21 protein-coding genes and 1 riboswitch are annotated in these 23,565 nt (G+C 48.0%); of the genes, 6 read left to right on the top strand and 15 right to left on the bottom strand.

Features of this window, described 5'->3' with window-relative positions; translation table 11 throughout:
• Positions 1-91 precede the first annotated feature (91 nt).
• The 5 genes from thiT to LBCZ_RS08475 all read right to left on the bottom strand — a co-directional run bounded on the left by thiT (position 92) and on the right by LBCZ_RS08475 (position 5,183).
• Positions 92-697, bottom strand: coding sequence for an energy-coupled thiamine transporter ThiT (gene thiT, locus LBCZ_RS08455; protein ID WP_010487772.1), 606 nt, complete (start codon positions 695-697; stop codon positions 92-94).
• Positions 698-738: 41 nt separating this feature from the next.
• Positions 739-836: riboswitch (TPP riboswitch) on the bottom strand.
• A 333-nt stretch (positions 837-1,169) separates the two neighbouring features.
• A complete protein-coding gene (locus LBCZ_RS08460; RefSeq protein ID WP_025012687.1) occupies positions 1,170-2,594 on the bottom strand; it encodes a sugar porter family MFS transporter in 1,425 nt (474 codons plus the stop codon).
• 264 nt (positions 2,595-2,858) lie between these two features.
• Positions 2,859-4,583 carry a phosphoenolpyruvate--protein phosphotransferase gene (gene ptsP / locus LBCZ_RS08465; RefSeq protein WP_025012686.1) on the bottom strand — a complete coding sequence of 575 codons (1,725 nt, stop codon included), beginning with the start codon at positions 4,581-4,583 and terminating at the stop codon, positions 2,859-2,861.
• A complete protein-coding gene (locus tag LBCZ_RS08470) occupies positions 4,583-4,849 on the bottom strand; it encodes a phosphocarrier protein HPr (RefSeq protein ID WP_003566007.1) in 267 nt (88 codons plus the stop codon). Before LBCZ_RS08470 ends, ptsP begins: the two co-directional genes overlap by 1 nt.
• Before the next feature lie 142 nt (positions 4,850-4,991).
• Positions 4,992-5,183 carry a hypothetical protein gene (locus tag LBCZ_RS08475; protein WP_025012685.1) on the bottom strand — a complete coding sequence of 64 codons (192 nt, stop codon included), beginning with the start codon at positions 5,181-5,183 and terminating at the stop codon, positions 4,992-4,994.
• Between the two features lie 219 nt (positions 5,184-5,402).
• On the opposite strand from LBCZ_RS08475, the gene LBCZ_RS08480 reads away from it, so the two are divergent.
• On the top strand, positions 5,403-7,631 hold the full coding sequence (locus LBCZ_RS08480; protein ID WP_164476277.1) for an ATP-dependent Clp protease ATP-binding subunit: 2,229 nt from the start codon (positions 5,403-5,405) through the stop codon (positions 7,629-7,631).
• A gap of 161 nt (positions 7,632-7,792) precedes the next feature.
• Positions 7,793-8,086, top strand: a complete 294-nt coding sequence (locus LBCZ_RS08485; protein ID WP_025012683.1) for a DUF1827 family protein — start codon at positions 7,793-7,795, stop codon at positions 8,084-8,086.
• A 128-nt stretch (positions 8,087-8,214) separates the two neighbouring features.
• On the opposite strand, the gene LBCZ_RS08490 is transcribed toward LBCZ_RS08485, so the two are convergent.
• The 3 genes from LBCZ_RS08490 to LBCZ_RS08500 form a co-directional block, all read right to left on the bottom strand.
• Positions 8,215-9,789, bottom strand: a complete 1,575-nt coding sequence (locus LBCZ_RS08490; RefSeq protein ID WP_025012682.1) for a peptide chain release factor 3 — start codon at positions 9,787-9,789, stop codon at positions 8,215-8,217.
• Between the two features lie 66 nt (positions 9,790-9,855).
• Positions 9,856-11,214 carry a hemolysin family protein gene (locus LBCZ_RS08495; RefSeq protein WP_039639160.1) on the bottom strand — a complete coding sequence of 453 codons (1,359 nt, stop codon included), beginning with the start codon at positions 11,212-11,214 and terminating at the stop codon, positions 9,856-9,858.
• 73 nt (positions 11,215-11,287) lie between these two features.
• Positions 11,288-12,466, bottom strand: coding sequence for an AI-2E family transporter (locus tag LBCZ_RS08500; RefSeq protein ID WP_025012681.1), 1,179 nt, complete (start codon positions 12,464-12,466; stop codon positions 11,288-11,290).
• 76 nt (positions 12,467-12,542) lie between these two features.
• Here LBCZ_RS08500 and LBCZ_RS08505 point away from each other — a divergent pair, with 76 nt between their 5' ends.
• A complete protein-coding gene (locus tag LBCZ_RS08505) occupies positions 12,543-12,977 on the top strand; it encodes a GNAT family N-acetyltransferase (RefSeq protein WP_025012680.1) in 435 nt (144 codons plus the stop codon).
• Positions 12,978-13,089: 112 nt separating this feature from the next.
• Here LBCZ_RS08505 and LBCZ_RS08510 read toward each other — a convergent pair whose 3' ends face one another.
• From LBCZ_RS08510 to recX, 3 genes are all read right to left on the bottom strand, one after another.
• Positions 13,090-13,608: a hypothetical protein gene (locus LBCZ_RS08510; RefSeq protein ID WP_025012679.1), complete on the bottom strand. Its 519-nt coding sequence runs from the start codon at positions 13,606-13,608 to the stop codon at positions 13,090-13,092.
• Between the two features lie 25 nt (positions 13,609-13,633).
• Complete coding sequence (ntdP, locus tag LBCZ_RS08515) at positions 13,634-14,170, bottom strand: nucleoside tri-diphosphate phosphatase (RefSeq protein WP_025012678.1); 537 nt, start codon at positions 14,168-14,170, stop codon at positions 13,634-13,636.
• Positions 14,171-14,243: 73 nt separating this feature from the next.
• On the bottom strand, positions 14,244-15,041 hold the full coding sequence (gene recX / locus LBCZ_RS08520) for a recombination regulator RecX (RefSeq protein ID WP_025012677.1): 798 nt from the start codon (positions 15,039-15,041) through the stop codon (positions 14,244-14,246).
• Between the two features lie 72 nt (positions 15,042-15,113).
• Between recX and LBCZ_RS08525 the strand changes: the two genes are divergently transcribed.
• Complete coding sequence (locus tag LBCZ_RS08525) at positions 15,114-16,634, top strand: helix-turn-helix domain-containing protein (protein ID WP_025012676.1); 1,521 nt, start codon at positions 15,114-15,116, stop codon at positions 16,632-16,634.
• Positions 16,635-16,645: 11 nt separating this feature from the next.
• Here the strand turns inward: LBCZ_RS08525 and LBCZ_RS08530 are convergent, their stop codons facing one another.
• Positions 16,646-17,026 carry a hypothetical protein gene (locus LBCZ_RS08530; protein WP_025012675.1) on the bottom strand — a complete coding sequence of 127 codons (381 nt, stop codon included), beginning with the start codon at positions 17,024-17,026 and terminating at the stop codon, positions 16,646-16,648.
• A gap of 75 nt (positions 17,027-17,101) precedes the next feature.
• Here LBCZ_RS08530 and rlmD point away from each other — a divergent pair, with 75 nt between their 5' ends.
• Positions 17,102-18,469, top strand: coding sequence for a 23S rRNA (uracil(1939)-C(5))-methyltransferase RlmD (rlmD, locus tag LBCZ_RS08535; RefSeq protein ID WP_039639163.1), 1,368 nt, complete (start codon positions 17,102-17,104; stop codon positions 18,467-18,469).
• A 76-nt stretch (positions 18,470-18,545) separates the two neighbouring features.
• On the top strand, positions 18,546-19,025 hold the full coding sequence (locus tag LBCZ_RS08540; protein ID WP_010487663.1) for a nucleoside 2-deoxyribosyltransferase: 480 nt from the start codon (positions 18,546-18,548) through the stop codon (positions 19,023-19,025).
• A gap of 71 nt (positions 19,026-19,096) precedes the next feature.
• Here LBCZ_RS08540 and spxB read toward each other — a convergent pair whose 3' ends face one another.
• The 3 genes from spxB to LBCZ_RS08555 form a co-directional block, all read right to left on the bottom strand.
• Complete coding sequence (gene spxB / locus LBCZ_RS08545) at positions 19,097-20,851, bottom strand: pyruvate oxidase (protein ID WP_025012674.1); 1,755 nt, start codon at positions 20,849-20,851, stop codon at positions 19,097-19,099.
• 255 nt (positions 20,852-21,106) lie between these two features.
• On the bottom strand, positions 21,107-22,300 hold the full coding sequence (locus tag LBCZ_RS08550) for a hydroxymethylglutaryl-CoA synthase (RefSeq protein ID WP_025012673.1): 1,194 nt from the start codon (positions 22,298-22,300) through the stop codon (positions 21,107-21,109).
• On the bottom strand, positions 22,284-23,564 hold the full coding sequence (locus LBCZ_RS08555; RefSeq protein WP_025012672.1) for a hydroxymethylglutaryl-CoA reductase, degradative: 1,281 nt from the start codon (positions 23,562-23,564) through the stop codon (positions 22,284-22,286). Before LBCZ_RS08555 ends, LBCZ_RS08550 begins: the two co-directional genes overlap by 17 nt.
• Position 23,565 lies beyond the last annotated feature (1 nt).

Below are 23,565 nucleotides of genomic sequence, written 5' to 3' on the forward strand. Positions count from 1 at the left end.
CTTTGGAACCGATTTAAGGCCTAGATGCCTAACCCCTTACAATACGGGGAGACAAGAACCAGCCAGTCATTTTTACGAATGATGCAACGGCTTAAGCTGCTTTGGTAGAAAGCGACTTGCCATCTTTGGCAATAAAGAGTTGTGGCGCGACCGTTAGCAAAATGCCGACAACGACAATCGCCAATACGGTACTGAACAGCGCAGATCCGCCGTTAACGATCAACGAATAGATCCAGGCATTCATGCCCTTTGGTGCATAACTGCCCCAGAAAACAACACCAGCGATAAAGTGAATGAAGTACTTAGCAAAAGTACCGATGATAATACCGGCAAAAGCATAGCCGCTAGCCTTTACCTTTTCACCGCCGCGAACGTTCTTTTGAAAGGCAGCATAGGTCAATCCCATTAAACCAACTAGCGTAAAGGCGATTGGATATTCAAGAAAGCCCTGAATCGGGTTCAGAACACTGCCGCCACTAAGGCCACGCAGAATCAAATCAAGAATGCCCCAGACAAAGCCAGCCCATGCGGCAGGAATCGCCCCACGCCGCATCGCCAGCACCGCAATCGGAATCAAGCCATAATTCAACTCAATCGCCGAAACACCGGTGGTATGCGGAATATACGTCAGCGCCATCGCAAACGCGGCAATAATCGCTGTTTCCAAAATAACAACCAGACGCTTATGTTGTTGCATAAAAAAGCCTCCTAGTGAATCCCCACTCACAAAGAAGGTCGCTTCCGACCGTTCACAAATCCCTACGCTCGCATTAACGAACAGGTTCGAAGGGTCCGGGTCTCCCCGATCTCAGCCAATGGCTCCCCTTTGTGAAGGTTCATCGAATTAATTGATACAACTTTATCCTACCAGACTTTGGAGAAAGGGCAAATATTTTACCCAGAGCAGAGCGCTCACCAGCCCGGTTAGAAACCGGAGCATAAGTGGCCTCAGACCTAAATGGCCGGGCTTTGGCCATTTAGGTCTGAGGTCCTTATGTGGAGGTTTCTGGGCTGGTGAGCGCGTTTTTAAGTGCATCAGGAACTGATCTGTCTTTTACCATTTATGCTTGAGAGGTCCTTACACGCAGGTTTCTGGGCCTGCGAACGCGTTTTATGGAGCTTGAGCCTACTTCAGAACAGCTGCAATCTTGCAACATGAATTTTTTCACTCACCGACTCAACCGCGCCTTTTCTTCACGGTGCAAAGCCTCCAACGACTTCCCTGCCGTCTCCGGTACAAAGATAACGACAAACAGCAACGAGACAATATTCGTCACAATGAAGCAAACGAACGTCCAAAACATCCCCATCTGTGCCAAGCCAATTGGGAAAAGCACCCCAACCGCAAAATTACTCAACCACAGGAAGAAGGTCGCTGTGCCCATACCAAGGCCGCGCAACTGTTCCGGGAAAATCTCCGACATAAGCAGCCAGGTCATTGGGCTAATCGCTCCTTGGAAGAAGGCCAGGAAGAGCATCATCATCAGAATGGTTGTAAAAGAACGCATCGGCGATCCTGCGGGCAAACGGGTAGCGAACGTCACGCCGGTAATCGCCAGTGACGTACCGATTAAACCAATAATCAATAATGGTCGGCGCGGCACATGTTTAAGTAATTGCATCGTCACAATCGTGGCAGCAACCGCCGTGACCCCATTGGCAATGTTGGCAATCAATGCACTGTTGCGGCCAAATCCGGTCATCTGCAAAATTGATGTTCCATAATACATCATGACATTAATCCCAGCGATTTGTTGGATAACGCCTAAGCCGATACCGATCATCAATAGTCGGCGAATCCACTTAACCTTGAGCGCATCAACCGGCTTGACCTTTTTATGTTCTGCACTTTTCGCAATCGTCTGTTTTAAATGTTCAAGCTCATTGGGAACCTCTTGAGGTGTTCGCAAAACCGCGAGACTGTCCTTGGCATCTTGCTGACGACCTTTCATCATTAACCAACGCGGCGACTCGGGAACAAAATGGGTACCGACACCTAGCAAGATAGCCGGAATTACGGCCAAGACGATCATCCACCGCCAAATACCGTGAACATTGCCAAAATTCGTCCCTAAAACGGCATTCAAGATGAACGCAAGCAGTTGACCCGAGACGACCATTAATTCATTTTGGGTCACAAGCCGACCACGCCGATTCGTTGGCGCAATTTCAGCCAGAAAACTAGGAACCAAAACCGAAACACCACCGACTGCCAGCCCCAAGACCATCCGGTCCCCAATCAACCAACCAGCACTAGGCGCTAGTGAAGAAGCGAGTGTGGCGAGAAAAAATAAACCGGCTAATCCGGTAATCAAACGTTTACGCCCGTAACGGTCACTGACACGGCCGACCAACACAGCACCAAAAGCCGCGCCTAACGTTAAACTACTGGTAACCCATCCCTGTAAACCAGGTGCTAGTTTAAGTTCACTGGAAATAAACGGCAAAGCGCCATTGATGACACCTGTATCATAGCCAAAAAGAAGACCGCCCATTGTCGAAATGAGCGCCACTAGTCGTAACCGAACACGCGCAGTGGAAAAAGCACCAGTCCTGCGCTGCAAGCCTGTTTTTGTTTGATGTTGTAAATACATGCAATTCCCCCTCATTCGGTGAACCACCATACTTACTATCACAGATCTGCATCGTGGCTCGACCTTTTTTAGTTTACATAATAACCATACCACTTTTCTGAAAATGCTGCATGCGCACCAGGTAAATACGACCAGCCCAGGCATTGCTGTCTACTTATCAAGCACCACTTAAAAGAAATGACAAAGCTCTCTCGCCAATGCTTTAAAGCAAAAAAAGACCGCCATCCGATTCGGGATTACAGCCTTCTTCAAATCATGACGTCATTACTGACCGGTTGCCTTTTTAACCAAGTCCGCATTTTCGTCATTCGAAATATTTTCATTTAGAGCAACATCGGCCGTCTTAGCCATGTCCTTGGTGGAGAGCCGCTTCATCAAGCTGCGCACCTTAAGAACAGAAGTTGCAGACATGGAATATTCGTCAAGTCCCATACCAAGCAGCAACGGAACCATGATCGGATCACCAGCAGCTTCACCACACATGCCAGCCCATTTGCCTTCCTTGTGGGCTGAGTCAATCACATGCTTGACCAGCCGGAGGATCGATGGGTTGTATGGTTGATACAGGTAAGAAACATGTTCGTTCCCACGATCAGCCGCCATTGAGTACTGAATTAAATCGTTAGTCCCGATCGAGAAGAAGTCGACATACTTAGCAAACTGATCAGCCAGAACTGCCGCAGCAGGAATTTCGATCATAATGCCAAGCTGAATGTTGTCGGATACCTTAACGCCATCCTTAACCAACTTGTCTTTTTCTTCTGTGAAGATCTGCTTAGCCTGTTTGAACTCGGAAATGGTTGCAATCATCGGGAACATGATCCGCAGATTACCGAATGCAGATGCGCGCAACAAAGCCCGCAATTGGGTACGGAAAATATCTTGACGATCAAGACTGATCCGGATCGCACGATAACCTAAGAATGGGTTTTGTTCTTGCGGTAATGGCAGGTACGGCAAATGCTTATCCCCGCCAATATCCATTGTCCGAACAACGACCGGCTTTGGATTCATGGTTTCAAGAACCTTCTTGTAGGCCTCGAACTGATCGTCTTCAGTCGGCAATTCGGAAGAATCCATGTAAAGGAATTCGGTACGATACAGGCCGATACCTTCAGCACCATTGGCCAGCACACCATCGAGATCCTTCGGGGTTCCGATGTTAGCCGCAACATCAAAATGCTTGCCATCAGCCGTCACGGATTTCGCCGTCTTCAGTTGCGCCCATTCAGCCTTTTGCTTGGCAAATGCTTCAGCAGCTTGCTTGAATTTGGCAACCTCATCCGTCGAAGGATCAATGACCACTTCACCAGTCAGACCGTCAACGGAAATCAATTGACCGTTTTGGGCCTTCTTGGTGACGTCATCGGTTCCGACAACAGCAGGAATTTCCAATGAACGCGCCATGATTGCGCTGTGGGCCGTCCGACCACCGATATCAGTGACGAATGCCTTCACATACTTCTTGTTGAGCTGTGCCGTGTCAGAAGGGGTCAAATCGTGAGCCACGATAATGACTTCTTCATCAATCAACGCCGGATTCGGCAATGTACGACCCAACAAATGCGCCATAATACGCTTTGTTACATCGCGAACATCGTCAGCACGTTCCTGCATATATGGATTATCAGTCATGCCTTCAAAGGTCTGAATGAAGAATTCGGAAACTTCCTTCACAGCTTGTTCGGCATTTACTTTTTCGTCCTTGATCTTGGATTCGATCTGACCGGTAAAGTCAGGATCAGCCAAAATCATCATATGGGCATCAAAAACTTGAGCCTCTTCTTCGCCAAGCGATTCAGCGGCCTTTGCACGGATAACCTTTAACTCATCATTACTTTGATCAAGTGCCTGCTTCAGCCGATTGATTTCCTTTGAAGGATCATCAACCGTTTTTTTGTCAAATGATAAATCAGGTTGAACCAGTAAATAGGCCTTCGCTGTGGCGATCCCATCACTAGCAGCGATTCCCTTCAAATGTTCAGCCATTATTCAGCCAAGCCTTCTTTTTTCATAGTATCGGTAATAGCAGCAATTGCGTCTGCTTCGTCGGCACCTTCAGCAGAAATGGTAACATCGGCGCCTTGGCCAACACCCAAACTCATAACACCCATAATGGACTTGAGGTTAACGCTCTTACCTTTATATTCCAAGTTGATGTCTGAGTTGAACTTGCTGGCTGCTTGTACCAACAAGGTTGCCGGACGTGCGTGGATCCCGGTTTCTGCAATAATGTTAAATTCACGTTTTTCCATGACTGATCTGCTCCTTCATATTAACTAGATTTCTAGTGTTTTTCCGAATAGTTTATAGGCACACTAACACCTAAAACAATTCATGTAAACCTTACCATTTTTTGTAGCTTGCCACAAGCGTCACATGAGATTTGACGCTTATTTAGCGGGAATCAACTGACCGGTAATGGTATTCGATGACACCATTGCGTTTTGCCGTCCCCACAATTTCTTCACGATCGGGATAATTTGTCCATGCCGCCCGAAACGCCATGAATGTTTCGGGCGTCACCGTGATCTTGTCACGCTGACCAGTCTTTAACTCATCCATTAAAGCGACATAATCCTGAGTCATCTATTTGCCTCACCTCACTCCATAAGGTTAGCATAAAAGTAGGCATTGAAAAAGCGCTAATGCCTGATATCACTGAAATATTTGGAACTTTTTAGCACTCTTGTGTGTCGAGTGCTTGCATTCTCGACATGAGGGTGTATACTATTGCCATAGGTCAAGAAAGGTCAAACCTTTTTCGACTATATGTGGCACCTGTTTAGACAGGAAGGTTGTGACAAAATGTTATGTGAAAACTGTCATAAGAATCCAGCCACTATTCATCTTTCAACCGTTGTTAACGGTACGCGGCAGGAGATCAATCTCTGCCAAAACTGTTATCAATTACTCAAGAAACAAGCAGGAGGAAATATGAATCCAACAAATGCTACTGATCCGTTTGGGTTCGGGAGCTTAGATGATATCTTCCGTGCGATGAATCAGGGAATGGATCGGCCGCAACAGCCTAACGCGCAGATCCCGCCTACTCAGGCAGGACGCGGCGGCAATGGTAACAACGGCCGCAATGGCAATGGTGGTAAGGGATTGCTGGGTCAATTTGGTGTTGATCTGACCGAACAGGCACGCAAAGGCCAAATTGATCCGGTGATCGGTCGCGATAAGGAAATTTCGCGGGTGATCGAAATCCTGAATCGCCGGACGAAGAACAATCCGGTTCTGATCGGTGAAGCCGGTGTCGGCAAAACCGCTGTCGTCGAAGGCTTGGCTTTGAAGATTGCCAATGGCGACGTACCGGCAAAGCTACAGGATCGTCACGTCATTCGTCTCGATGTCGTTTCCCTTGTTCAAGGAACGGGTATTCGTGGTCAATTCGAGCAGCGGATGCAACAATTGATCGATGAACTCAAACAAAATAAAAACATTATCCTATTTATTGATGAAATTCACGAAATTGTCGGTGCCGGCAACGCTGAAGGCGGCATGGATGCAGGCAACGTTTTGAAACCTGCCCTCGCTCGTGGCGAATTGCAACTGGTTGGTGCAACCACCAGCAACGAGTATCGGCAAATTGAAAAAGATTCCGCGCTTGCTCGGCGACTCCAGCCCGTCATGGTTGAAGAACCAAGCGTTGACGAAACCATTAAAATTCTGAAAGGCTTGCAGCCGCGTTATCAAGACTTCCATCACGTTAAGTACACGGAAGCCGCGATTGAAGCCGCAGCTACACTCAGTAACCGCTACATTCAGGATCGCTTTTTGCCCGACAAGGCCATTGACCTGTTGGACGAAGCCGGATCCCGCAAGAATCTGACGATTGCGACCGTTGATCCTGAAACGATTAAAACCAAGATTGCGGATGCCGAGAATCAAAAGCAGGCAGCACTGAAACAGGAAGATTACGAAAAAGCCGCCTTCTATCGCGATCAGGTCACGAAATTAGAAGACATGGCCAAGAAACAATCAAATCTCCCTGAAAATGAAGTGCCAACTGTCACCGAAAAGGACATGGAAAAGATTGTCGAAGAAAAGACCAACATTCCTGTCGGTGAACTAAAGGCACAAGAACAGGCACAGTTGAAGAACCTTGCCAGCGATCTTGAAAAACACGTCATCGGTCAAAACGAGGCGGTTGACAAGGTTGCGCGGGCCATTCGGCGTAACCGGATTGGCTTCAATAAGACCGGCCGGCCAATCGGTTCCTTCCTCTTCGTTGGGCCTACTGGTGTCGGTAAAACCGAGCTGGCCAAGCAGCTTGCCAAAGAGCTGTTCGGTTCGGAAGATGCCATGATTCGGTTTGACATGTCGGAGTACATGGAGAAATTCAGTGTCTCCAAACTGATTGGGTCACCGCCAGGCTATGTTGGCTACGAGGAAGCCGGCCAGTTAACTGAAAAAGTTCGGCGGAATCCTTATAGTCTGATTTTGTTAGATGAAATTGAAAAAGCCCATCCCGATGTCATGAACATGTTCCTGCAGATTCTGGATGATGGCCGATTGACAGATTCGCAAGGTCGTACCGTTTCCTTCAAGGATACCATCATTATCATGACGTCCAACGCCGGATCAACCGATGCCGAAGCTAATGTTGGTTTTGGTGCAACCTTGAGTGGCAAGACGCACAGCGTTCTGGATCAGCTTGGCAATTACTTCAAGCCGGAATTCCTCAACCGTTTCGATGATATTGTTGAATTCAAGCCACTTTCTAAAGATGACTTGTTGAAGATCGTTTCCTTAATGATCACTGACACCAACAATAATCTCAAGAGTCAGGGTCTGACGATTCATGTCACCGATCCGGTCAAAGAGAAGCTGGTCAGTCTGGGTTACAATCCATCCATGGGTGCGCGGCCATTACGCCGGGTAATCCAGGAACAGATTGAAGATCGGGTAGCTGACTTCTATCTGGATCATCCGGATGCCAAGGAACTTGAAGCACGCATCAGCAATGGTGAAATTACGGTTGGCGAACCAGCCAAAGCCGAAACGTCTTCAAAAACCAGTAAAAAGTAACAACTAGCAAACATCGCCCGATCATAACGATCAGGATGATTGATACAAAGACAGAAAGCCCGCGGACAAAATGTTCGCGGGCTTTCGATTGTACATAATATTATTTTTCCTTAAATTGTTTTATAATAAAACCAGTAGGAAGAGAAATGGAGGGCCTGACCATGCGACTAATTAATGTCACCAACAGCTTTAGAAATTTGGTAAGCCAGCAACTAAGCGGCACTGATGCCCGACTTGTCAAAGTCTTTTCACTCGGTCAAACCACCGTTGTTTATACAGAAGCACCTTCACACATCGAGATACTGTTCACCAACGAACGCCGCAACATTCAACGTGAGGAAATTGCCTTCACGCTTGACCGGCTGCTCAAAAAGTCCATTGACGAGGTTTCGCCAATCATGGGCCACCATTTAGCCGAGGTAACGGTGCCTAAGCTAGAACGTCAGGCTGAATAAAAGAGGGTTTTTGTTCATTCGTTAGGCGATCAAACGATGCATTGTCATGGTTCTCATGTATAAGCGAAAAGGCGCCTCAAAATTCGGCAACAAAAAAACGGCCAATAGCCGTTTTTTTGTTGCCAAGATTAAAGCTTAGCCGTCAGTTTTACATCCGGATACTTGTCTGCAAACCACCGCTCAGCGTATTGATTTTCAAACAAGAACAACGGATCACCGTGAATGTCTTGCACCAGCAAGTTCCGCGAACTGCTCATTTTTTCGTCCATTTGATCCGGATCGATCCAGCGGGCAATGCGCGAACCGATCGGGGTCATCACAACCTCGGAGTGGTATTCATGCAACATCCGGAACTGGAAAACTTCAAACTGCAATTGCCCGACGGCACCGAGAATGTAGTCATTTGTATGGTAAGTCTTATAAAGTTGGACCGCCCCTTCTTGAACCAGCTGCTGCATGCCCTTATGAAACGACTTTTGTTTCATAACATTTTTCGGGGTGACGCGCACGAAGATTTCCGGGGTAAACTGTGGCAACTTTTCAAATTGGATCGGTGTTTTCCCCTGATAAATGGTATCGCCAATCTGAAAATTACCGGTGTCATATAAGCCGACGATATCCCCCGCAACCGCAGTCGAGACGGTTTCGCGGCTATCGGCCATAAACTCGGTGGAATTGTTAAGCCGCATGGTTTTACCGGTGCGATGTAAAACAACATCCATGCCACGCTCAAATTCGCCGGAAACAATTCGCACAAACGCAATCCGATCGCGATGAGCCGGGTTCATATTCGCTTGGATCTTGAAGACGAACGCTGAGAATTCCGGATTGGTCGGCATCACTTCATCACCTTGCTCAGTCTTTTTGGGACCCGGCTCAGGCGCATATTTAACAAAGCTATTCAGAAAAGTTTCGACGCCAAAGTTAGTCAAGGCTGACCCGAAGAAAACCGGCGTCTGATCACCAGCCATGATTTTCTTGAGGCTAAATTGATTACCCGCATCGTTTAACAGCTCAATGTCATCCATCGTTTGCGTGTAAATAGAATCCTGAGTCAATGGTTCACTGGCATCCAATTCACCTTTGTCATTAAGCGGCAAAAAGCGATCTTCTCCTTCTCGTCGATATAACTCGATTCGGTTATTTACCCGATCGTACAGCCCCTTCAAGCCTTTGCCCATCCCAATCGGCCAGTTCATCGCATAACCTTCAATACCCAGCAGGTCTTCTAATTCAGCAATCAAATCCAACGGCTCGCGCCCGTCGCGATCCAATTTATTCATGAAGGTAAAAATAGGAATACCACGTTGCTTAACAACTTTAAACAGCTTCTTAGTCTGGGCTTCGATCCCTTTAGCTGAATCGATCACCATCACGGCAGCATCGACAGCCATCAGCGTCCGATACGTATCTTCGGAAAAGTCCTCGTGCCCAGGTGTATCCAAAATATTAATACGTTTGCCTTGATAATTGAATTGCATCACCGAACTCGTAACCGAAATACCACGTTTCTTTTCGATTTCCATCCAATCCGATTTGGCAAAATGTCCGGATTTTCGGCCTTTAACCGTTCCGGCCTCACGGATAACACCGCCAAACAGCAATAGCTGCTCGGTAATCGTCGTCTTCCCGGCATCCGGGTGAGAAATAATCGCAAACGTCCGCCGTTTTGCGACTTCTTGTGCTAATTCCTGTGGTTTCATTATCTGGTTCCTTCCAAAATGTTCAAAGTTACTGCCAGCATCTGCTCTATGTCATTTTGAGCCGTGCTAGCTATCGGTCTCCTTGGATGATACGTCTGTCGATGTCTCTAACGTCGGCATATCAGTTAAATGAATGTGAACGTTGACAAGCCGTGACCCTTCTACTTTGCCGGTCGACAAAACAACCCCCGGTGCTAGCTCAAGTTTTTCGCTATGATGCGTCGAAGGGATCGCACCAATCTGCGTCAACACATAGCCGGCGATGGTATCAACATCCGGCACATCCAGACTGGTCTTGAATAAATCATTGAACTCCGAAATCGGCATCCGCCCGGAAACGACATAGTCATGTTCCGTTTGCTTCGTATAAAGCTGCTCCGCCTGATCCGATTCATCATCAATATCGCCGACGATTTCTTCAAGTAAATCTTCAATCGTGACAATGCCAATAACGCCGCCATACTCATCCAAAAGAATGGCGATTTGCTGTTGACGGGTTTGCATTTCCTTGAGCAATGCATCCACGGTAATGGTTTCTGGCACAAACACCGGCTCCGTCATCACCGATTCGATTTTAACATGTTCAAAACCGACTCGCCGTGCCTCCTTGAGTAAGTTCTTGATATGGACAATCCCGATGACATGGTCCTTATCCTCTTCGTATACCGGGATTCGTGAGTAAATATTATTTAAAATCGCGTCGATTGCTTTTTGATCAGGTTCTTCGGCATCAATCATGAAGGCATCTGTTCGCGGCACCATTACTTCACGCGCCATCGTGTCTGACAACGAGATAATCCCTTCAAACATTTGATATTCATCAGGATCAATGGCGCCGGCATTCCGGCCATTTTCGATCATGGCGACCATTTCTTCACGTGTGACAGATTCGCCTTGATGGTTAAATTCCATGGGGGTCAACTTCATCAGTAGTTGAGTCGACGCCGATAAAAGCCAGACAAACGGACGCATTAACGTCGCTAGCCAACTGATCGGCGTCACACTCATCTTGGCCACGCGTTCTGCCCGTTGAAGCGCCACTTGCTTGGGATAAAGTTCACCGAAGACAAGCGAAAAATACGACAAAATCAACGTAACTAAAATAACCGCTGCTTCATGGGCAAAGGACCACTGACCAAAAATCGGGGCAATTCGATCCGCCAGTGTAGTTGCAGCCGAAGCCGATGCAAAGAAGCCGGCAAAGGTAATGCCGACTTGAATCGTCGCCAAAAACCGGCTGGAGTCCTTCATAATGGCAACCAACTTAGCTGCCTTTCGATCACCCTTATCTGCCTGTGCTTGCATTCGGGTACGTGAGCTTGAAACGACCGCAATTTCCGCGGCAGCAAATCCTGCATTAATTAAAGTCAAAAAGATAATGAGGATTAACTGTCCCCATATCTGACCGTCTGGGTCACTGCCCATTCAAAAACACAACCTTTCGTAAAAAAAACGGGGACCCATGCCCGTAGTTCGATCACTTCAGTATATCAAGTCCTTATTTCTTTTTCAATTCAGAATCGTGCTGCGCCCCGTTCTGCGTTGTCGGCTCCGGCAGTTCACGTTCATCATCAAAATCTTCGTCATCCTGATGTTCTTGATGGAACCGATATAGTTCGTATAAGTAAGTAATGACGGTTTTGATCACGGCATAAGTCGGTACAGCCAAAATAGTGCCCAGTAGCCCCCATAAATTGCCCGCCACCATCAGCAAAATGATGATGGTCAACGGATGAATGTCCAAAGACCGACCGATGACATTAGGATAGATGAAGTTCCCGTCAGTCATCTGAATAATGACGACGACCAAGACAACCAGCAAAACTTTGGTCCATCCCTGGGTTGCCGCAATGACCAGCGCTGGGGCAATGCCAATATACGGTCCCAAATAAGGAATGATGGTGACCACACCGGCAATGAAACCCAGCAGATACGCGTATGGCATGCCAATGATCAGATAGCCAATAAACGTAAAGGTGCCAACGAATAAACATTCAATTGCCTGACCACCGATATAATGCGATAGTGTGGCATTCAAGCGTGTGAACACTGTTGCCACCTCCGCATGATACCGCCGCGGTAAGAGTCGCTGAATACTTGGCACGAAGTTTTCGCCGTCTTTAAGGAAGTAAAAGAGCATCACCGGAATCGTAATAATGCTGACCACAATACTTGCCAAAGAACCGATCATACCCGGCAATCCACTTGAGAAGCTGCCTAGCACCTGACTCAGCAATTTGCTTGGCGATATTTGTAAGCTTGCCACATATTTGCCAATGTTAAGCCGCTGATACCAAGTGTAGTGCGAAGCCTTACTGATAAAGGAACGCAACCCCTTTAAGAAATCCGGAATATTGGTAATGAATTGGGTGACCTGGTAAATCAGATTCGGCAGGACCGCCATGACAATTAAGACGATGGCGCCAATAACCACCAGGAAAATCAAAAGAATCGAAATATTGCGACTGATATGCAGTCGCTGCAACAGCTTCACAATCGGATTAAACAAATAGAACAAAAATCCGGCCGACAGAATCGGGATCAGCAGCGTTGAAAAGAACGTTGCAACTGGCGCAAATAAGAACGAGACCTGGGTTAAGCCGATCACCACGAAAATCAGTACCAATAACTCGACTGACCAGAACATTAATTTTGAATGGCGTAACTTATCAAACATAATTGGCCTCCCCAACCTCTTCTCGCTAGTGTTATAATAGCAAACAATTTATCAAAACGGAAAGAAGGTTCGTACCTTGGAAGTAAAGACAACAACTGCTTTAGATTCACCGATTCATCAAGATAGCGTACAGATCCGGACACACGTTTTCGTCAAGGAACAGCATGTCCCGGCAGATCTGGAAGTCGATAGTGATGAAGGTAAAGCCACCTATTTTGTCCTTTATGACGCTGGCTTGCCTGTGGCCACGGCCCGGATTTTACCGGAAGCAAACGGCTATCACGTTCAACGTGTTGCCGTGGAAAAGGTCTACCGCAAGCATGGCCTTGGTAAAATGGTTTTAACCGCCATTATCGCGTATGCTCGGAAGCACCACGTGACGTTCCTAAAACTCGGTGCCCAAGTTCAGGCAGTCGGTTTTTATAAAGCTTTAGGGTTCCAATTAACGGACCGACCGGAGTTCCTGGATGCCGGCATTCGCCATCGTGAAATGGTACTGAACTTAGACTAAGCGGTGCTTCAGGTTAGTCCGATTAAACCATCCAAATTTGAAAAAAATACGCTTCTAATTTGAATTTATTAGAAGCCCATGATTGCAAGCAGATCAGGCCACGCTTGCTTTTTTATTCATATTCGTCCACACCGGTCAACTGGTTCGGATCAATATAAAGGCGATAAGCCACCGTTTTGACCGCCGCCCCATCAAGCAGATAACTTTCTAGATAATACGGGTGATCCGTCTGACCTAGGCGTTCGGGCAGTGGATACCCTGCCTTTTCGATGATCTGTAAGCCTTTATTAAAGCTGGTAGCCAACGGTAATTCTTTTGCCAAGACTTGACTGGCCGGTTGCTTCACTTGCCCGGCCGTCGCCGCTGGCAGTTGGAAACAGTCGTAAGCTTTTGGTACATCTGTCCCTGCTGGCAATAAGCTGCCGATCCAGTACAGAAAGGTATCATACGGTGAAAAGATCACCATCGCCGTTCGGTTAGGCGTTTTGGCCAGCTGGTCAAGCGGCTTAAACTCCAGTCGCTGTTCGAAGTCCGTCCACGCAGGGTGAAACGTGCCGAGCTGATCGCTACTTTCGGTTGTGTAAGCATGACCTGCAAATAATTGTGCAGGTTGTTGCGGAATTTGTTTCATATTGCCTCCAACATTCATACCGTCTTCAGATTCGATGGGCCAATTGTAAGTGCCGGCGATACCACAAATCTACATAGGCTTGGGAAAAAGGCCCCTTACCGTGGTTGATCCAATCGACCAGCACTTTAACGTTGGCTTTCAAAATACGATCCGTCGTGGCGGGGTACTGCCACATTTTGCGGTGGGCTTCATATTCATCAACATCCAGCAGGCGCTTTTCCCCGTCCGCAAACACTTTGACATCTAAATCGTAATCAATATATTTCAGTGCTTCCTGATCCATGGTAAAAGGGGTCGCCAAGTTGCAATAATACGAAACGCCGCCTTCACGAATCATCGCAATCACATTGAACCAGTAATGCTTGTGAAAGAAAATAATTGCCGGCTCCCGCGTCAACCAGCGACGCCCGTCAGACTCGGTGACCAAGGTATGATCATTGCAGCCGATCAAGGCGTCTTCACTCGTTTTAAGCACCATCGTGTCACGCCAGGTGCGATGCAAGCTGCCATCATGTTTATAACTCTGAATGGCGAACGAGTCGCCTTCTTTAGGGATCAGCATACAAAACCCGCTTTCTAAAATTCCGATTTCCATTATAACAAAGCTTATCGGATACCGCTAAAAAACTAGAGCTCTAGTCCTCTTCTGCCAAATCCGCCAAAACATCATCGATGGCATCCAAATCGAACCCCTTGCGAAATAATGCCGATTTCACCTTTTGCTTGCGAATGCGCGCTTCGTAATGTTGTTTTAACCGCCACTGTTTCGCCGCTTCAGCTTTTAAAAGTGCCAGCTCACTTTCTGCATCCGGTTGCGGATCGAGAATTTCAATCGCAGCAGCAATCATTGCTTCGTCAAACCCTTTTTGAATCAAGGCAACCCGCAGTCGCTGTAATTGATCCTTAAATGCCCGGTTTTGATGGTGGCGCAGATTTTTTTGACCCGCACGCACCGCTGCTTCAGTCCAGGTTGTTGAGGGGATGGCGGCTAGTTGCTCGGTTAACAAGTCGGCCGCAATGCCTTTCTGTTCAAGCTTATGACGCACCATGCGGGGTCCGGCTTCGCCCATTTTGCTATTGGCTTCTAAATAGCGCTGAACATACTCGACATCGTTTAAGAACCCCAGCTCGGTTAAACGCTGTAAGATTTGGCCGATGACATCTTCCGGAAAATCTTCTTTCGCCAACCGTTCCTTGACTTCATGGCGAGTGCGACTTTGATGATTGATATAATTCAAACCGATCTCCAAACCCATGGCAACGACTTCGCTGTCCTTGATCTGGGCCTCCTCCGCTGGTGTGAGTGTCATCCCTTTGGCGAGCTGATAATTCACCAATGTCGTCTCACTGACCGGAAAGGCATACTCACCGTCCGGAAAAATATTATAGCGTCCCCGCCGTTTTTGCGCTGTTATCTTTGTAATTTGCCCCATGCGCTTTTGACCACCTTTCTAATCATGCCATCACTTATGTTATACTTTTCATAAATAAGATGGAGGTCTGTTATGTTTGAAGCTAGTTTTTTTGACCGTCATAGTTTGATTAATTATCAACTATTTCGGGCAATGAAGACCTTGCCACAAACAACCATATCGATCAATGCACTTAGCCGCACAACAGGTTTATCATACTCGCAAACCTACACGGCATTTCAGACCGTTTTGGTTCAGCTTAATAAAATCATTCCTGACGAAGCCGTTGACGAGGCAAATTTTACCCAATTTTTAAAACGGGTCACGCTCAACCAATACCGCTTTGCCTTGCTTAAAGACAGCCTGCCGTTTGAATTCTTTGATGACGTGTTTAAAAATCCGCATCCTGATTTTCACCGATTTAAAGAAAATCACCAGACAAGTGTTTCAACCTTGAGTCGCCGGATTACCCCATTTCGGGATTACTTGGCGGACAATGGCGTCAGTCTCAACAGCACAACCTGGGCAATCGAAGGTGATGAGCTACATATCCGCTTGGCGATGTTTACTTTTTTTATGCTCGCTTATCGCGGGGCTGGCTGGCCATTTTCGGCTGTCCAAGAGCAACAGGCAAAGACGCTTTTGGCTGAGATCAATCAGGTTGCGCCAACATTTTTGCTGGTACCGGTGCAACCGATGTCCAAGGAAGCATTGGTCATTCTTGCCATTCAGCTGATGCGGATCAAAGCAGGCCATGCCCTATTGCGGAATCGCCGCATGCAGCTGCTTTTTTCCGGACACGATGACCTGCCGGATTTGATTTTTACCCAATCACGGTTTCCTAATCTGTCAGCGTCAGAACTAAAGGCGGAAAAACAATTTTATTATTTTATGCGCATGTATTTTATGACCGTGACTCGGCAACCGCAAACGCTTGATCGGCAAATCATCGAACATTTCGATGAAACCGATAACCTCGTGAATCGATTTGTTTTTGGGTTGCTCAGCCACTTGAACGATCAGCTGCAAGAAACGGATCGCCAGCTGATTGCCGAAAGCCAAGTCATGATTGCTAATTTATACCGCCTTAGTTTTAACGAATATGTACTCGATGGACGATTTAGCCAGCGCATTGATTTTGCCCAGTCACCTTATGAAGAAGCCGACAGCAGTCAATTAGCTGCGGAAATTCAACAGTACCTCAAAAAAATTCCTAAATCGATGCCTGAATCCATTTTTGCCGACTTTCCCGAACCCTTCATCAGCGGCTTATATCTTTTGGTGAAGGACAATTATCCCGAACTTAACCGGGATATGCAGATGGTTGTTAATGTTCTCATTGAACATGATTCATTTGCCAAACGGGATTTGCTCAACTTTTTGGATGATTTGGGCTTTATCCGGGTTGTGCCACCTGATGCAGCAGTCAAACCGGATCTGATCATCACCAGCCTCACCAAACCAAAACGGGTGATCCCGCGTCTGGGCCACCCGTTTGATCCCGCAACCCCGCTGATTACCTGGATGCCAGAACCGACTGATTTAGATTATTTCAATCTTTATCGCCGACTCAAACAATTACAGCGTCAACACGGCTCATCAGCGCAGTTGTGAACCTTTTTATTTTAGTGAAAAGGCTTGGCGGTATAGCCGACAAAATAAACTAATGCTTCATATCCAGCCAGCCCCAGAATCACCGCAGTAACCAGCATCGTGTTGTTTAAGTTACTATTGCGGTTAAACCACAAAAAAACCACCATCAGAAACATCACAACAAAATAAGCATTTTGCAGGCTGCGATTGATCTGAATTTCAAATTTAGCCTCAGGACTTTGGTAATCAATCGCATGTACCTTGTTCAATCGGCCAACTTTATAGGTTATTTTGTCGCCGCGTTGGACTTTGAGATCTAGCGTTTCGCCAACGTGCATGACATGTGGCGTGTCGTTTTGCCAAACGGTCGCCGTCATTTTTTTGCTCATGGTATTCCAATAAGTAATTTTCACAGTCAATCCTCCTGAAAGTACATTATACTAGAATTTTCAGGGATCGTCACCATTTGTCAGCGTAAAGGAGTATTTATGGCAACAACGGTTAAAATCGGACAACGTTTTCCATTGACTATCAAGCGTTTGGATATCAACGGCGCAGGTATCGGGTACTATCAACGCAAAATCACCTTTGTCACCGGTGCGCTCCCCGGCGAGGTTGTCGTTGCTGAAGTAACGGCGATTCATGACCGCTATCTTGAAGCCAAGGTGCACAAAATTCGTTCAGCCTCACCAGATCGGGTGAAACCCGCGGAACCGCTCTATGGACAAATTGGCGGCGTTGAATTAAACCACCTTGCTTATCCGGCACAATTGCGCTTCAAACGGGATGTCGTTGCACAAGCCTTAGCCAAGTTTAAACCAGCCGGCTGGCAGCATTATGACTTAAAACCAACCATCGGCATGACGCACCCGACGCATTATCGCAACAAGGCTCAGTTCCCGGTTCGAGTCATTGACGGTCATGTTCGCGCCGGTTTATATGCGCCCGGCTCACATCATCTCGTCCCCTTAACCCATTTTTTGACACAGGCGCCGTTGACCATGAAAGTCCTGACTGCTTTGTGTCAGCTGCTTGAAGAGCTCCAGATTCCAATCTATGAGGAAAAAAAGAACGTCGGCATTGTCAAAACGTTGGTCGTTCGGGAGTCTTTTGCAACCGGTGAAGTGCAAGTCACGTTCATTACCAACAGCGCTAAACTGCCGCAGCAGACAAAATTGGTCACGGCCATTGCAACGCGTTTGCCTATGGTCGTCAGCATTGCGCAAAACATTAATCCCGGCAATACATCGTTGATCTGGGGCAAGGAAAGCCGACTATTGGCTAGCCAGCCTTATATTCAAGAGACGTTGTTAGGCCGCACTTTTCAGGTGTCGCCACAAGCCTTTTTACAACTTAATCCAGCGCAAACAGAACGGCTTTATACTGTCGCAAAAGATGCCCTTGAACTGGCACCAGGCGATACACTGGTTGATGCGTATTGTGGGATCGGCACTGTCGGTATCAGCCTCGCTGACCGGCACCAGACAATCTACGGTATGGACACGGTGCCTGAGGCCATTGCCGATGCAAAGGCCAACGCGGCTCATAATGGCTTTACCCAGGCCCATTATTTTGTTGGCAAAGCCGAGACCCTGTTTCCTAAGTGGCTGGAAGAAGGGATTCACCCTGACGCCGTGATTGTCGACCCACCGCGTGCCGGCCTTGAACGTCCTTTTATCGATGCCTTACTCACCCTTAATCCTAAAAAGTTCGTTTATATTTCCTGCAACCCCTCAACGTTAGCGCGGGATCTCGTTCCCCTGGCCAAACATTACAAGGTCGACTGGATCCAGAGCATCGACATGTTCCCACAAACGGCGCGCTGTGAGGCAGTTGTTAAGTTTACGCGGCGCTGATCGCATTAAATGAAGCAGCATCTTCACCAATCCCCATTCGTCCCCCAATTCATCCATCCAAAACGAGGTTCCTGCCATGAAAATTTATTTTGCCAACGCCCTTTTCAGTCATGCCGACTTTGATTACAACGCAAAATTAGCCGCGCAAATTCGCGCCGCCGTTCCTGACGTCGATCTGTATGTGCCTCAAGAAAACGCGGCGATTAACAATAAGGAAGCTTATGCCGATTCCAAAATGATCGCCCAGGCTGATACTGATCGCCTGGAGGCTGCTGATCTGTTGGTGGCGATCTTGGACGGCCCAGTCATCGACAATGGGGTGGCCACTGAAATCGGGGTCGCCTATGCCACCAAAATCCCGATACTCGGCCTTTACACCGACAGTCGACGTCTTGGCGCTACTAATCAGCAAAAGCTTGACGCCTTGCAACGGGTTGCCGAAAATCAATTCCATTATCTGAATCTTTATACGACTGGGTTAATCAAACTCAATGGCGCCATCTACACCGATGAAGCAGCGTTGGTTGCGGCCATAAAAGTCCGGGCAAACGCTTAAGCCTAGCCAATCAAAAAAGCTTCCGCCACCAGATAACAATCTGATGAACGGAAGCTTTTTTTATGACGCAACTAAACATTCGCAGTGGTTTTTTCTGCATCTTCAAGCAATTGCCGGAATGGGATCAGACTCTCAGCATGATACTTCTTCACGAAAGCATCGACTGCTTCGGGATCCTGGGTTTGCTTGTCGAGAACCAATTGCTCAACCGGAATCGGCCGCAAGTTGGAAATCTTCACATCAATCACAACCGGACCCTTACGATCCTTCGCCTTAGCAAACGCATCCTTAAGTTCATCCAGGGTGTGGACTTCAAAGCCCTGCGCGCCCATTGCTTCGGCAGCTTTGCCATAATCGGCACCGATCAGATCGACCCCTGAGTGTGGCTGGTGCGTATCATCCTGCTCTGCTTCGATGAACCCTAGGCTTTGGTTCGTCAAAACCACGTTAATGATCGGCAGGTGATACTTCACTTGTGTCATAATGTCTTGCATCACCATCGCAAAGCCACCATCACCAGAGATTGACCATACCTGACGATCCGGGAACTCTGATTGTGCCCCTATCGCTGCTGGCAACGCATAACCCATCGTCGCATACCAGCCGGACGTGGTGAATGCCTGATCGTCGTTAGCCTTAAGATAGCGCATCCCGTTAATCGTCACGTTACCAACGTCGACTTGGAAAATGGCATCCTTTTCCGCCATTTCATTGATGAGCTTGAAGATTGGCTCAACCCGCAATGGCGTTTCAGCGTCGTCTTCAAAGGACTTCATCCAATCAACCCAGTTTGCCTTATTGGCTAATGAAGCGCGATACCAAGCCGTTTCCGGTAATGGCTCAGCGACGTTGGTAAATGCTTTGATGAACTTCTTGGCATCAGCAAGAACCGCTAAATCAACGGTGTGACGCCGGCCAAACTTGCTGGCATCAATATCGACTTGAATATATTTGGCATTCGGTGCGATAAAGTATGGCTGGAATGGGAAATCCGAACCAAGGAACAAGACCATATCGGCACCACGGGCAACCTCAACGCCCGGCTTGGACGCAACCCGACCAGCAGAACCCATATTCGCTTTGTAGTCGTCAGGCACAACGCCTTTTGCCAAAGCCGTCGTGATAATCGGAATATGCGTTTTTTCGGAAAAAGCAATAATCTCGTCCCGGGCACCACGCGCGCCATTACCAACGTATAAAATCGGCTTCTTGGCACCTTTGATGATGCTCCAGGCCGTTGCAACCTGTTCCGGATCCGGCTCAGGTAAAAGCGGCTTTTGGTAGAGATTGGCTGACGAAACATAATTGTCGTCAATTTGTTCCCAACCAAGATCTTTAGGAATCGTCACCACTGCCACACCCTGATGCTTGTACGCCTGACGAATGGCTTCATCAACAACATGTGGCAACTGAGCAGCCGTCATCGCTGTCCGATTGTAAACCGAAACATCGGCAAACATCGGATTCTCATTCATTTCCTGGAAAAAGTTGGTGTTCATGGCAGCAGTCGGCACCTGCCCGACCAAAGCCAAAACCGGCACATGATCGTATTGAGCATCATACAACCCATTCAGCAGATGTACTGCCCCAGGCCCAGCAGAACCAAACGTTGCGCCAATGCGGCCAGTTACTTTAGCTTCACCGGCTGCGGCTAACGCACCGACTTCTTCATGCCGAACCTGAACATAGTTGATCGTGTGACGCCGATTATAAAGTGCATTCATCGTGCTATCAAAAGAACCACCAGGCAACCCATAAATGTTATGAATGCCCCAGTCTTCGAGCACCTTGATCATTGCGTCTGCAGCGTTGATTTTTTCTGTCATGACACTTGCCTCCATTATTACTTAAATTTTGTAAGTTCATTACAAAAATGAGTATGACAATTAATCGTCAGCAATGCAAGCCCTTTCACTTCAACTAATCTTGCAAAAAGGCCAAAAGCCTAAAAATCGCTTCCATGACCGGCATAATAAGCCCGTTGGAACCATAACAGTCAACCAAATTGACTAATACAGATTGACAGGTTTCATACCGTTCGCCGAAAATAATTGCCATAAAATAACCAGCCACAAATCAGATTAATGTGTCGAAGTCGATGAATTAGCCGGCCGCTTTTCGTACAAGCGTTCCTGTCCAACGACACCAGTCAAAACAAATTGGCCACGGAAGTACGCTGGATCCGGCCGATAATCTTCGGGATCATAAGGCACCTTATCGCTGAACAGCGCCTCGTATTCCGGCGCCGTCAGCTGTTGGCGATCATCCAATTGGCGGGCGTGAGCGGCTGACTGTAGTTGGTCTTTGAAGCCTGGCTGCAAAATACCACTGAAAAACTCCGCCACCGCACCTGACCCATACGAAAATAGCCCGATACGGTCTCCGGCCTGCAGTGTTGCATCGTGATCCAATAAGGAAAGCAGTCCGAAGTAAAGCGAACCCGTATAAATATTGCCAATCCGGCGGCAGTAGCGAGTGCTAGCGTCAAACCGTTCCTTTAATCGCTTCACAGTCTGGTCGTCGGCTTCGGGCAAGACTAAATCCAACGCCTTTTTGCCCATTTTGGTGTAAGGCAAATGGAAGGTCATCCCCGCAAAATCAGCTGCGGTTAAATGGTTTTCAGCCTGATAACGATCCCAGACCGCCTGAAAGAAGGCCAAATACTGCTCAGTGGAATACTTTCCCTGGGCAATTGCTGTATCCTGGTAAACCGGCCGCCAAAAATCATTAATCGATGCCGAGCGATAAACCGAATCCGACTCAATCGTGATGAGTCGCGGATCCGCCTTGACGATCATCGCCACGGCACCGGCGCCTTGGGTGACTTCACCTGCTGTCGCCAAGCCGTACCGGGCAATATCAGCCGCGATGACCAGCACGCTTTTATCTGGATGCCCAGCTACATAATCCCGCGCCATCATCAAAGCCGCGGTTCCGCCATAACAGGCTTCTTTTAATTCAACTGCACGTACCCATTCAGGCAAGTCCAGCAGCTGATGAATAAACAAAGCAGCTGACTTGCTTGCGTCCACACCACTTTCGGTTCCGACCAGCACCATTCCCAGACTGTCCCGGACTGCCGGGGTCATCAGTGGTGCTGCGGCATTGGCACCCATCGTCACAATATCTTGACTTGAAGGCGGTACCGCCTGTTCATCTTGGCCGATGCCGATGGTGTACTTGTCCGGTTCATCTCCCCGAACCTTTGCGAGTTCCACTAAATCGACGTAAAAGTCCGGTGTATCCATTGCAATGGCATCAATCCCGATTTTCATTTTTTGATTGGCCTACTTTCTGATTTGATCGAATGTTTGCTAAATAAGTTTTGGCATGTGCTAGGTCCATTTGCCCTTCCCGCAATGCAGCGACCAGAGCCGGCAGTTCGCGTTCGTCGGCACCAGCCGCGATCGCTAAGGCATTAGCTTGCAGCTTCATATGCCCGGCTTGAATACCCGGTCCGGCCAGTGCCCGCAATGCCGCAAGATTCTGCACCAAGCCCAATGCCGCAATCACCTGCTGCATGGTGGCTAAATCTCGATAACCACCAAGGCGGCGGGCAGCTTGTGCCAGTGGCAAGGCACCGATTGCACCACCGACCGCTCCGAGCGGTAACGGTATTTGCAAGGTTCCTTCTAACTTACCGGCATGCATCACCCAGCGCGATAAAGGTTGATATTGGCCGCTAGCAGCTGCGAAAGCACCCACACTTGCGGCAATCGCCCGCGTGTCATTGCCAGTTGCCAAAACTGCTCCAATGACGCCGTTAAGAATTCCTTTATTATGCGTTACGGCACGTTCCGGATCGACAAAAGCCAATTCGCTAAGTTGCACGATTTTTTTGGCAATTACCTCACCTGACGCTGTCTCCGTGGCAAGGGTCGGCGGATCAAGTTGCACCGTCGCGGTCACTAACTCGGCTGGGGTATTTGTTAAAATACTGACCAAAATCGTTCCGTTGAGCCAGGTTTTAACGACTGCTGCAACTGCTTCGGCTACCGTATTGGCATAATTGGCGCCCATCGCCTCTTTAGGGTTAAGGGTTAAGCGAATCTTCAAAAAACGGTTGGCTAACACCGACACGGCAACGCCAACTAACCCGCCACCACGCTGAATCATGGAAGGATGAGCGGCTGCCACAATCGCTTTGATGTCTGCTTGATGGGCCAAAACCGTTTGCTTGGCAGCTTCCAAATCGGCTAAGTCTGTCAAAACCACCTCGGCGACCACCTGATGCGAATCAACCCGTGCCACAACCCCGCCATTTTCGGCAGCAATCCGCGCACCATTACTGGCAGCTGCTACAACAGAAGGTTCTTCGTTGGCAAGTGGCACCTGATGTAACTGGCCATTCACTAATAGATTTCGGGCAATCCCTAAAGGTAGCGAAAATTCACCGATTGAATTTTCGATCAGCTTCGCTTCGGTTGCGGCAGGGAGGGATAACGTTGCCGCGAATAAACTGGCATCCGCCTGCGTCAGCGAACCTTCGCGAATCAATTGCGCGCGCCTTTCTTCAGGCGTTTTTTCGTAAAATTTCATC

The sequence above is a fragment of the Lacticaseibacillus casei DSM 20011 = JCM 1134 = ATCC 393 genome, assembly GCF_000829055.1.
GTDB classification, from domain to species: domain Bacteria; phylum Bacillota; class Bacilli; order Lactobacillales; family Lactobacillaceae; genus Lacticaseibacillus; species Lacticaseibacillus casei.